The following is a 12,493-nucleotide window of genomic DNA, read 5'->3' on the forward strand; positions in this document are numbered from 1 at the left end:
CGCGGATGACACAGATTTGACGGATTTACACAAATTTATTTTTTATGCAGATTTTAAATTATCTGCCTAATCTGCTCAATCTGCGAGAGATTATGGCTCGCGGATAACGCGGATTGAACGGGTTTGCACAGTTGCTTTTTAATCAAATTTTCAAAAAAAAGTAAACCAGCGTAAACCAGTTCAATCTGTAAAACCCGTGGTCCATTTTCTCGATTCAAAAATAAAGCTTTTATCAAACAAAAATGACATTAACCGCGCATTAACCTTCAATTAACCTTCACAACCCTTTTTTAGAAGCATTTTTGCATCACTTCAAAACCAAAAAACTTTTAAAAATGAATATCTACCTGCCGCTAAAAATTTTTATAGCAATCCTGCTTTTTTGCTTTTCATTTGCCGCAAAGGCTCAAAATGAAACGCCAAAAGATTCTATTTCAAATCATCAATTAAATGAAGTTGTCATTACTCAAAACAAAAAAACGTTTACGAATACAAACGGAAATATAAAGGTTGATGTTGCCAATTCTGTTTATAACGCAATTCCTAATACAGTCGATTTGCTGGCCAAACTGCCAACAGTGCAGGTTAGCTCGGATAAAGAGAATATTACGGTTGTTGGCAGAGGAAATCCGCTGATTTATATTGACAATCAAAAAGCTGGAATAAACGATTTGAATGCTTTGGTTCCTGCCGATATTAAAACAATCGAAATTATTCAGAATCCATCTTCAAAGTATGAAGCCGAGGGACGTTCGGTTATTTTAATTACCCGAAAGTTCAGTAAAAAAGACAGTTTTAGAACCGAAATTTCTGAAGTTGCTTCGTTTAAGAAAAACTACAATAATTATCTGGGTTTTAATTCTAGTTTCAAGAAAAACAAACTCGAACTAAAGGCTAATTTCAATTACAATAGATTGAATCCGTGGGAAAGCCACAGCATTGATTACCAGATTCAAAATGCCGATATCGCCTCGAAATACGATGTCATGGCCGAAACAAAAAGAAAGCAGTATGTTTTTGGTGCGGGTTTGTTTTATAAAATAAACGAGGATGATTATTTTTCGTTTAATGTTAGTTCCAGACTTCGTGATGACACTTTTCCCATTAATACATTCACTTATAATAAGAATCAGAGTATAGAAAACAATGTTTTAACCTGGAGTGATAATTCGAGTAAAAAGAATTTTGTAAACGGATTTCTGAATTATTCAAAGAAGATAAAAGCAATTAATACACAGCTTTTTGCAGGTTTTCAATATTCAAATTTTCAGCAGACTCTCCTAACGATGGTTGAAAATAATTATAACGAAACAGAATTTAACTTAGCCCAAAACCGAAATCAAGATTTTAATGTTGATGTTTTTTCGGGAAGAATTGATTTGGAGAAAAAGTTTAAAAATGAAATGAATTGGGAATATGGCGGACTTTATTCTGCTGCAAAATCCAAATCAGATACAGATATTTTTGATTTCGAAAAAAATGAAGATACAGCTTCAAATTATGATTTTAAAGAAGAGAATTTGGCGGCTTATACACAACTTTCGGGAAAAATTAAAAAGATTAGTTTTTCCGCCGGACTTAGAGTTGAGAATACCAACGTAAGCGGAAAATACAAAACCGATTCTTCTCCTTTAATTGATAAAAATTACACGAATCTTTTTCCAAAGGCACAGCTTTCTATGGCAATAGACAGCACAAAAAATATTAGTCTGAACTATGCCAAAAGTATTTCGAGGCCTAATTATTCAACATTGAGTAATATTGCAACTTACATAAATCCGTATTTTATATATGCCAGTAATATCAATTTAGGCCCTTCCTTTATTAATGAAATTTCGTCGACTTTTCAATACAATGACAAATCAGTAAAATTGAGTTATTATCAGGTTAAAAATCCGGTTTATAATAGTTTTTTCTATGATAAAGCGAAAAACATTATGACTTTTAAAGACACAAATTTTGATAAGGAAACGGGTTTCAATCTTGATTTTGAATTGCCTTTTACTTATAAATTCTGGACCACAACTAATTCGATACTTTTTTTTCTGGAAAGAGTCGAAGATCCTTCTGCCGAGTTTTTAGACTCAAAACCTTATTTGTATTATTACTCGAATAACGAATTTAAGCTTCCAAAAGGTTACACTTTTGTTTTAGGTTTCTGGGGATTAACGAAACAGAAAAAAGGCGTTTTTGAAAGAAATCCCAGATTTGTTGTAGACATGGCACTTTCTAAAACATTCTTAAAAAAATGGAACTGTACTTTGAGCTGTAATAACGTATTTAAAAATGTAATTGAAACAGAAGAATTTACAATTAATGATACCAGCTCAAAAGCGAGATATGTAGTAGATGCTCATGAGATTTCAATCTCGGTTAAATATTCTTTTGGGAAAATTAAAAATACTGAATTCAAAGAAAAAAGTGTTGATGAGAATTCAGATAGAATTCGATAAATGAAAAATTCCAAAATTAAAATCCCAAATTCCAATTGAAGTTTGGAATTTGGGATTTTAAAAATTTGAAAATTGATATAAATTATCCTTCGTCTTCCTCAACAATTTTTAGAGGAGAATCGCCCGGAAGTTCTTCATCGTCATCTGTAGAATGCAATTCGAAGAAACTGAAAAACGAACCGCCGTAACTTTTCTGAAATGAAAAATTACTTAAATGATCCATTTTGGTGTATTTAGAATGTTCGATAATCATCATACCGTCTTCAGAAAGTAATTCTTTTTCAAAAACCGTAAGTACAATTTTCTCAAAAGCATTCTGATCCAGTCCATAAGGCGGATCGGCAAAAATAATATCGTACGATGTTTTACAGTTTTCCAAAAACTTATAGACATCACTTTTTGTTGCTGCAATATCAAAATCGTATTCTGATGATACTTGTTTGATGAATTTTACGCATCCAAAATCACCATCGATTGAAGTAATTGGTGCACTTCCGCGTGAAGCGAATTCATAACTGATATTGCCGGTTCCCGAAAATAGATCTAAAACCTTTAAGCCGTCAAAACTAAAATGATTATTCAAAACATTAAATAATGCTTCTTTACTCATATCAGTCGTAGGTCTTACAGGAAGGTTTTTTGGTGGGAATATTCTACGCCCTTTGTATTTTCCTGAAATGATTCTCATGATTGAAATAAGATATAATGTTTTTGATTCTGAGCAGTTGTATAATTGTTTCTTTCTTTTAAAGTGCTGACATCCAAGAACGATACATTACGAATGTATTTGTATGCTATGGCATAAAATGGATCGTTTTGATTGATGGTGCCTAACAGTTCTAAATGAAAAATTTCTGGATTTAGATTTAATTGTTCTGCAGTAAAAAGCAGGTAATAAATAAAATCTTCCGGAGTTTGATATTCGAAAGAATTGAATAACAATAGTTTTTGATTTTGTACCACGATCACTTCAAAATGTTCCGGGCTAAAATTAACCACCATTTTTTTCTCGTCGTTGTTTTTTGAACCTTCCAGGATTTTTTCGACCAAAATACTGTTTACGTGTTTGTAATCGAAAGAACCTACAGTATCAATTAAAAAATTATTGATGTTGATGTACGGAATGTAAACCGAATGCATTTCGTAATTTGAAATCTGATCGAAAGTAAAAAAGTCGGTTTCAAAAACCTTTGTTGTGTATTGTAAATAACTTCCCAAATAATCCTCATCAAATAATGGAGTAGGGACAAAAGTCGAAAGGTTATTGTTGTGAATGACTAAAATATCGTCATAGGTTTCCTTTAACTCAGGATAATTCTTAAAAGCCGAAGTGTATAAATCTTCAATTTTATTTTGCTTTTGAGAAGTATCAAACTGAACTTCATCAAACGCTGTAATCGTATTATTTAAGGTATCAAAACAACAAAATGAAAATCCGTTCAGAGAAACCTGAATAGAAAGTTTTTTGTAATTTTTTGATGTAATATTTGTATTGTGTAATGACATAGTTGATTTACAATTCGTTACCTGTTTTGTTTCAAGAATGAATTTAAGGCGAGCACAAACTTACAAATTAAAAAGGAACTAATATAATTGCAATTTTAAAAAACAATATTACAAGAAGGTTAGCGAAGCATTATCGTTGCGTTATTTTTTTTATCTTTTTTTTGAACCCTATAAGTTGTGCATTTTAAGCTGGAGATAAAAATAGAATAAAACTAAAATTACTTATATCACTTATATGGTTTTAAATTATTGACATTGCCATTTAAAAAACCGACCTTTGTATTTCAAATTTACCTTATGAATTCAGCATTGTTTTACGGCATTTTGCAAAAAAGATTTCCTTTTGCACCGACTTACAAACAGGATATTTTTTTTCAGAAAATTGCCATTTTTTTGACCGAACCCGCAAACGATACCATTTTTGTATTAAAAGGATATGCCGGAACCGGAAAAACAACGGTGATTTCGACTATTGTAAATAATCTGGGAGATATTAATAAAAAGTTTGTTCTGCTGGCTCCAACCGGACGCGCGGCAAAGGTAATTGCGAATTATTCGAATACGCCGGCTTTTACGATTCATAAAAAAATATATTTCCCTAAAAAATCATCGGGCGGAGGAGTGGCTTTTACCAAACAGGTCAACAAACATAAAAACACCATTTTTATAGTCGATGAGGCGTCGATGATCTCAGACAGTACTTTAGACAGCGGTTCGCTTCTGGATGATTTGATTAATTATGTTTACTCCGGAAACAATTGCAAGATGATTCTTCTTGGAGATACAGCGCAGTTACCGCCGGTAAATTTAGATATCAGCCCAGCACTTGATATTCAGACTTTAGGAATTCATTACGATAAAGAAATTGAACATATCGAACTCGACGAAGTAATGCGTCAGGAAGAAAGTTCCGGGATTTTATACAACGCAACCGAATTACGCGAATTATTGAAAGAAAGCTTCATTACAGAGTTTAAATTCAATGTAAAAAAGTTTAAAGATATTGTTCGTTTAACAGATGGTTACGATATTCAGGATGCTATAAATACGGCTTACAGCAATTATAGTATTGAAGATACGGCGTTTATTGTACGCTCGAATAAAAGGGCCAATCAATACAACGAACAAATCAGAACCCGAATTTTGTTTAAAGAAAGCGAACTTTCTGTAGGCGATTTTTTAATGGTGGTCAAGAATAATTATTTCTGGCTTAAAGAAACAGACGAAGCCGGATTTATTGCCAATGGTGATATTATTGAGGTTCTGGAAATGTTTGGAATCAAAGAATTATACGGATTTACTTTTGCCCGAGTAAAAATAAGAATGGTCGATTATCCGGATCAGAAACCTTTTGAAACGGTTTTGATTTTAGATACTATAAAAAGCGAATCTCCCTCTTTGACTTATGAAGAATCGAATCGTTTGTATGAGGAAGTGATGAAGGATTATGAAGACGAATCGACTAAATATAAAAAATTCCAGAAGGTAAAAGAGAACGAATATTTTAACGGTCTTCAGGTTAAATTTTCGTACGCTATTACGTGTCATAAATCGCAGGGAGGGCAGTGGAATACGGTTTTTATAGAACAGCCGTATTTACCAAACGGAATTGACTCTGATTACATTAGATGGCTTTATACCGCTATGACACGTGCTAAAAATAAGTTATATTTGATAGGATTTAAAGACGAGAGTTTTGAGGAATAAAGGTTTGCCACAAATTACACGAATTAGCACGAATTATTTTTAAGTTTTTAAAATTAGTGTAATTAGTGTAATTCGTGGCAGAAGAAAACTTTAGCAAATGACAACACTAAACGATTTACATTCGATTTCATCGACGTTTTCGAATACAGATAAAATGCCGGTTCTTTTTCTGGGACATGGAAGTCCTATGAATGCCATTGAAGAAAATCAGTTTGTAGCGGGTTTTCGTAATCTGGCCAAAACATTACCACAACCGAATGCCATTTTGTGTGTTTCGGCGCACTGGTTTACAAAAGGAACAAAAGTCACTTCTATGGAAATGCCCAGAACCATTCATGATTTTGGAGGATTTCCGCAGGCACTTTTTGATGTGCAGTATCCGGCAAAAGGAAGTCCGGAACTGGCTTTAGAAACTCAAAAAATCTTAGATCCGGTTCAGGTTGATTTAGACGAACACTGGGGATTAGATCATGGAGCCTGGAGTGTTATCAAACATTTATATCCAGAAGCCAATGTTCCCGTAATTCAGTTAAGCATTGATTATACAAAATCAGGACAATATCATTTTGAACTGGCTCAGAAATTACAATCACTGCGTCATAAAGGCGTTTTAATTATCGGAAGCGGTAATATTGTTCATAATCTTCGTTTGGTTGATTTCAGAAATTTTGACAAAGATAATTATGGGTACGATTGGGCAATTGAAGCCAGAGAAACCGTAAATAATTATCTGCTTGATGGAAATTTCCAACCTTTAATTGATTTCGAAAAAATGAATAAAGCAGTGCAGCTGGCAGTTCCTACACCGGAACATTATCTGCCTTTGTTGTACACTTTAGGTTTAAAAGAAAAATCAGAAGAAGTGAGCTTGTTTAATGATAAGCTTTTGGCTGGTTCTTTAAGCATGACTTCAGTCAAAATTATGTAGAAATTGTGTAGGAGTTTAACCGCAAAGCACGCAAAGGTTTTTATTATGGATTACGCTTATTAAACGCAAAGTTCGCAAAGCTTTATCAATATAGCTTTGCGAACTTTGCGTTTTTATAAAACTCTTTAATTTCAAATCTTTGCGTGCTTTGCGGTTAAACACAGAAAAAGTTATTTTTCTAAATTATAAGCATATAAATAGCCATCAGAACTTCCAAAATAAATGGTATTGTTACTTATAAAAGGCGAAGAAACAATGGCGCCTAATCTGTAAAATTGATCCATTACTTTTTTGTTGTTATCGTAAATTGATAAATCTTCGTTTTGAGCCGTATATCCAAAATCCAAAAGATCATTTTTTAAAGTCGAAGCAGCAAATTGTTTGCGATTTTCGGTGCTTACAGAGTTAAATTCTTTTCCGTTAGAAAGTAAGTTCAAAGCAAAGAAATTCCCTGTAAAATCTCCAAAATAAACCGTATTTCCTGCAATTGCAGGTGATGAATAAACATAGCCATTTGTTTTTAGTCTATATTTTTCTTTTCCGGTTTTTAGGTCCAAAGCCAATAAAGCATAAGTGTCAGAAGTTCCAACATAAATGGTATTGTCTTTAATTACAGCCGAACTCAGAATCCAGGAATTCTCGGCATCATATTTCCAGTTTAGTTTTCCGGTTTCGGCATCAAGCGCAAAAAAATACGGATCTCTTGCTCCAAAAAACACCTTTCCGTCTGCAACAGCAACAGAAGACTGAATCCCTTTAAAACCAGTTTTTGTTTCCAAGGCATAATGCCATATTTCTTTTCCGTTTTCGGCATTCAAAGCATATAAAACCGCATCCCATCCACCAATATAAATTTTATTTTTATCAATAACTGCAGTTCCATGAACAGGACCATTGGTTTTAAATTTCCAAGTTTCTTTTCCTGTTTTAGCATCAACGGCATAAACATTTCCGTCGCTGCTTCCAAATATAACCAAAGCTGTTTTTCCGTTTTGATAGACAACGGGAGATGATAAATAAAAATCCCATAAATCGTCCATATACTGTGTTTCAGGTTTCATTCCCCATATTCCAATTTCGCCCAGCCAATGTTCGCCTCCGGTTTTAAATTTCCAGATTTCTTTTCCGGTTTGAGTATTCACGGCATAATAATAACCATCAAAACTGCCAAAATAAATTGTTTTTTCGGCAAAACTCAGCGAACTGTGAATTGCCCCATTAGTTTTAAATTTCCAGTTTTCTTTTCCGGTTTTTTCATCAATTGCATAAAGAAAACCATCTTCACTGCCAATATAAACAATACCATTTTGAGATAGAGGAGAAGAGAAAATTCGGCCTTCGGTTTTAAATTTCCATTTTAATTCTCCCAGCGGTTGATATCCTTTTCCACTAAAAATCCGATCTGAAAATGCATTGATGGCTCTTGGTTTGTTTTGGCTTAAAGCCGAATTAGTAAAAACGAAAAGTGTTAAAAATAAGAATAGAATCAGTGGTTTTTTCATAGTCTTTTTTGTCATAAATATAATATATTTTGTACAGAAGCAGCTTAGAAAATCAGTTTCTAATAAATGAGGCTCAATGTGTTACATTCTTAAAAAAATGGGATAATATTTTTTGACTATTATCCCATTGGTTTTATGATTTTACTTCTTCAAACACACCCATAAATTCTAAGTAAGGCGTCATAAGATTTTTATCGAATACCGGAGGGTTCAAATTAGAATCGGCTAAAAATTGTTTGGTATTGCTTCGGTCGTAATAATACGTATTTTCATAAGCTTCTACTAATGATTTTCCTTCGTGTACATCTTCTGTAAACAGGCTTAGTAAAGGATAAATAGGCAGGTTATTGTCATATTTCCATTGATTGAGCCATTGATGATATTCCATTCCTTCGAGGTTTATATTGTAATACTCGTTCATTTTTGAGCAGAAATCAGTTAAAGAAACATCATTTTCGGCCATCGGAGAAAGATGAAAATTAAGACCAACGGCTTCTTTCTTTTTACTGATATGCGTAATAGCTTTGCACATATAATCTACTGTTGTTAATTCGTCTTTTAAACCCATAACCAGCGGAAATGATTTAAGCTTGACACAACTTCTAATTAATGCTCCCCACCATTGATTCATAACGGTAGCGCCCGAAGTACTGTGGCAGACGGCAAATCCTAACCTGAAATTAATGATAGGCAGACCTTTCATTTTGGCTTTTTCGGCAATACTTTCCATTACCCATTTGGTTTTGATATAGCCTAAATCACGCGATACGGCGGCTATATTTTGGTCGATTGTATCATCTTCATACATCCACGTTTTTTTTGTAAAAGGTCTTCCCCAGCTAAAAACGCCCATTGACGACAATAAAACCAAATATTTTATTTTTTTGGTAACAGCAAGATCAATCACATTATGCAGACCGTCAATATTCGATTTTTTAATTAATGGATAAGGCTGAACGTAGCTTACAGAACTTCCGGAGTGGTAAATAACTTCTATGTTTTCGGTTATAAAATTGTAATTCTCTTTATTCATACCAAAAAGAGGCAGCGACAAATCGCCAATCATAGCGATAACACGATCCTCATATTTAGCGGACCAGGACAGTTTAAATTTTGCAAAAGTTTGCTTCATTCGTTCTAATCCCTCTTTTTGAGATTCGGCTCGAACTAAACAGTAAATTTTGGCAGTAGTATGAAGCAGCAGTTCTTCTAATAAATGCGATCCCACAAAACCCGTTACACCGGTTAGAAAAATTGAATTCGGATTTTTTAAAACTATAGGATCAGGTACATCTTTTATTGTAAAATCGATATGCAGTTCAGCATCTTTAATTAATTCATGGACCATTTCTTCTGCTTTTCGTTTTTGAGAAACTTCTGTTTCCGCCATTCGCTTTTCAACTTCTTTTACAAACGACGAAATAGTGGTGAAGATGTAAAGTTCCGGAAGACTGATTCGGTTTCGAATAGGTTCCGGAAGTTTGGTATGAAGCTGGGCAAGAAGTAGTGAATGACCACCTAATTCAAAAAAATCATCCTCATCTTCTATAGCCGTAAGCGATAATAAATGTTTCCAGATGTGTTTTACAATTTCGGTAAGATTGTCGTCTTTCCATTTTGGGGTTGTACTGCTTTTTATCTGATTCTCCGGAATTTCTAATATCGATTTGTCAATTTTTCCGGCATGTGTCAAGGGCATTTTGTCGATTACGATGTATTTATCCGGAAGCATATAGGCTGGCATAATTTGCTGCAGTTTTGCCCGTATGTTTTGCAGCGATTTTGTTTCATCCTCTTTTTGTGTATGCAGCTGGATAAAAGCAATTAAAGCAGGAAGTCCGTTTTCTTTTTTATGAACTTTTAGTGCAGCCTGCGAAATTTGAGGCAGTTTTGAAATGTTGTGCTCAATTTCGGCCAATTCAATTCGGTAACCTCTTATTTTTACCTGATCGTCTTTTCGGCCGTAAAATTCTAAATTCCCATCTTCCCTCAATAAAACCATATCTCCTGTTTTATAAAGCGTTTCTTTGTAATTTGTGAATTTCAAAAGCCATTTAGGAGTAGTGATAAAAACTTTTTTGGTATCAGCCGGACGATTTAAGTAACCAAGTGCCAATTGATCACCGCCAATGTAAAGTTCTCCAATAGTGCCTTTGTCTGAGATGCTTAAGTTTTCGTCTAAAACCAATAAAGCAGCAAAAGGCATTGCACTTCCTATAATCCTCGGATTTACTTCTGTTCTAAATTCGTAATTGCTCACAGCTACCGTGGCTTCAGTTGGTCCGTAACTATTAATCAGCCGAACTTTTTTATACCAGTTTTTTACCGTGTTTTCACTGCAGGCTTCACCGCCAATTGCTATTGTTTTAAGATTTCCAATTGGTCTGTTGTGAGGTAGTGAAGCTAAAACCATAGGCGGCAGTAACGGAATGGTATCGATATTGTGTTGTACAATAAAGTCTAAAAGCGGTTCGCCAACAATTTTATTATTTGGATATAAATAAATCGAAGCACCTTTGATAAGAGGTGTCCAAATGTCTATTATGGCCGCATCAAAACTAGGAGAAGCAAATTGAAGGGTAGTATTTTTGTTTGATAAACTCAAAAGATCAGACTGAAATTGTACAAAATTAGCGAACGAATGATGACCAATTATAACTCCTTTTGGTGTTCCTGTGCTTCCGGAAGTATAAATTATGTACGCCGGATCATTTGGTAGAATAGGAGTTAATAAATTTTCTATTGATAATTGTTTGAAAGAGTCGTTTTCAATGAGTAAGTCTAAAATTGTAAAGGTCGTTTTGGTACTCTTTATTTTATCTGTTAAAGAAGTTGTGGTGAGCATTATATCAATTTCGGAATCGGCAGTCATCATCTGTATTCGGGCCAGTGGTAAATCGCCGTCGATTGGTAAATAAGCAGCTCCAGTTTTTAAAATGGCTAAAAAGGCAATAATACGATTAATGGATTGTGGAAGGCAAACTCCTATTTTACTGCCTGATTTAATACCGTTTTGCTTTAAATAATGGGCTAATTGATTGGCTCTTTCGTTAAGATTTTGATAAGTAATCTTTTTTGAACTGTCGATTACAGCAATATTTTTAGGATAAACTGAAGCGGTTTCTTCAATGAGTTTTACAACATTTACGTTTTGATTTTGAGATTTTTCCTTTACAGAATCGTTTTTGTCTGGTATTCTAATTTCCTTTTTCATGGTTTCTTAATTTAAGTTAGAATTGGGTTTTTGTAAAAATCTTAGCAACAATAGGTTATGGGGTTATTGTATTAAAAATCACATAAAATTAGTTGAAAAAAATCTTACAATTTGTAATTAAACTGCTAAATTTTTAATACTAAATTGTTATTTATCAGATATTTACAAAATACTCGTTAAAAAAGAGAAAAAATAAAGCAGACCTGTTTAAAAGCGTTAAAACCTATTGGTATTGTAATTTCTTTTAAACTTAGTTTTGAATACTTACATTTGTTTTGGTTAAAAAAGAGATATAAAAATGAAAATAATAGCGGTAATTCCGGCACGATATGCTTCAACACGTTTTCCTGCAAAGCTTATGCAGGATCTGGGAGGTAAAACAGTAATTCTAAGAACGTATGAAGCAGCGGTTTCGACAAACTTATTCGACGATGTTTTTGTAGTAACCGATTCTGATTTGATTTTTGATGAAATCATTTCTAACGGAGGAAAAGCCATAATGAGTATCAAAGAGCACGAATCAGGAAGCGACCGAATTGCTGAGGCCGTTGCCAATCTTGATGTTGATATTGTGGTGAATGTGCAAGGTGATGAACCTTTTACAGAAGCCGGACCTTTAGAGCAGGTTATATCTGTTTTTAAAAACGATCAGGAAAAGAAAATTGATTTGGCGTCGTTAATGCGTGAAATCACAAATGAAGACGAAATCAACAATCCAAATAATGTAAAAGTTGTGGTCGATCAATCGCAGTTTGCGTTGTATTTTTCGAGATCTGTAATTCCTTATCCAAGAGAGAAAAATGTTGGGGTAAGATATTTTCAGCATATAGGAATTTATGCTTTTAGAAAGCAGGCTTTATTAGATTTTTACAGCCTTCCTATGAAGTCTTTAGAAGCTTCTGAGAAGTTGGAACAGCTGAGATATTTAGAGTTTGGAAAACGCATTAAAATGGTCGAAACAACGCATGTTGGAATTGGAATTGATACGGCTGAAGATTTAGAAAGGGCTCGTGCAATGCTGAAAGATATTTAATTACTCGTAATTTCAAAGCAGATTAAACGGATTCGCTATTGTGAAAGCGCGGATTATTAAGGTCATTTAGAGGAACGAAGCAATCTCACTTGCTTTATCACGTCATACTTTGAAAGTGAGTTTGCTTCGTTCCTCGCAATGACCTTACTT

General features: G+C 33.8%; 8 protein-coding genes. 4 read left to right on the forward strand and 4 right to left on the reverse strand.

What is annotated here, in order from left to right:
- The first annotated feature begins 335 nt into the window (after positions 1 to 335).
- Positions 336 to 2,453 (forward strand): TonB-dependent receptor domain-containing protein, encoded by a 2,118-nt coding sequence (locus tag AC1RRQ_RS21385; protein WP_493024994.1) that lies wholly within the window; start codon positions 336 to 338, stop codon positions 2,451 to 2,453.
- Positions 2,454 to 2,535: 82 nt separating this feature from the next.
- Here AC1RRQ_RS21385 and AC1RRQ_RS21390 read toward each other — a convergent pair whose 3' ends face one another.
- Together AC1RRQ_RS21390 and AC1RRQ_RS21395 are read right to left on the reverse strand one after the other, a co-directional pair.
- Positions 2,536 to 3,141 carry an RsmD family RNA methyltransferase gene (locus AC1RRQ_RS21390; protein ID WP_493024995.1) on the reverse strand — a complete coding sequence of 202 codons (606 nt, stop codon included), beginning with the start codon at positions 3,139 to 3,141 and terminating at the stop codon, positions 2,536 to 2,538.
- On the reverse strand, positions 3,138 to 3,959 hold the full coding sequence (locus AC1RRQ_RS21395; RefSeq protein WP_493024996.1) for a DUF3822 family protein: 822 nt from the start codon (positions 3,957 to 3,959) through the stop codon (positions 3,138 to 3,140). The genes AC1RRQ_RS21390 and AC1RRQ_RS21395 overlap by 4 nt, the downstream gene beginning before the upstream one ends.
- 297 nt (positions 3,960 to 4,256) lie before the next feature.
- Between AC1RRQ_RS21395 and AC1RRQ_RS21400 the strand changes: the two genes are divergently transcribed.
- Positions 4,257 to 5,666: an ATP-dependent DNA helicase gene (locus AC1RRQ_RS21400; RefSeq protein WP_493024998.1), complete on the forward strand. Its 1,410-nt coding sequence runs from the start codon at positions 4,257 to 4,259 to the stop codon at positions 5,664 to 5,666.
- Positions 5,667 to 5,763: 97 nt separating this feature from the next.
- Positions 5,764 to 6,594 carry a 4,5-DOPA-extradiol-dioxygenase gene (gene ygiD / locus AC1RRQ_RS21405; protein WP_493025000.1) on the forward strand — a complete coding sequence of 277 codons (831 nt, stop codon included), beginning with the start codon at positions 5,764 to 5,766 and terminating at the stop codon, positions 6,592 to 6,594.
- A 170-nt stretch (positions 6,595 to 6,764) separates the two neighbouring features.
- Here ygiD and AC1RRQ_RS21410 read toward each other — a convergent pair whose 3' ends face one another.
- Entirely contained in the window at positions 6,765 to 8,096 is a 1,332-nt protein-coding gene (locus tag AC1RRQ_RS21410) for an outer membrane protein assembly factor BamB family protein (RefSeq protein WP_493025001.1), read from the reverse strand.
- Between the two features lie 133 nt (positions 8,097 to 8,229).
- Positions 8,230 to 11,310, reverse strand: a complete 3,081-nt coding sequence (locus AC1RRQ_RS21415; RefSeq protein WP_493025002.1) for an amino acid adenylation domain-containing protein — start codon at positions 11,308 to 11,310, stop codon at positions 8,230 to 8,232.
- A 298-nt stretch (positions 11,311 to 11,608) separates the two neighbouring features.
- Between AC1RRQ_RS21415 and kdsB the strand changes: the two genes are divergently transcribed.
- Positions 11,609 to 12,343: a 3-deoxy-manno-octulosonate cytidylyltransferase gene (kdsB, locus tag AC1RRQ_RS21420; RefSeq protein WP_493025003.1), complete on the forward strand. Its 735-nt coding sequence runs from the start codon at positions 11,609 to 11,611 to the stop codon at positions 12,341 to 12,343.
- The last annotated feature ends 150 nt before the right edge of the window (positions 12,344 to 12,493 follow it).

This window comes from Flavobacterium sp. GW821-FHT12A05, from assembly GCF_058807735.1.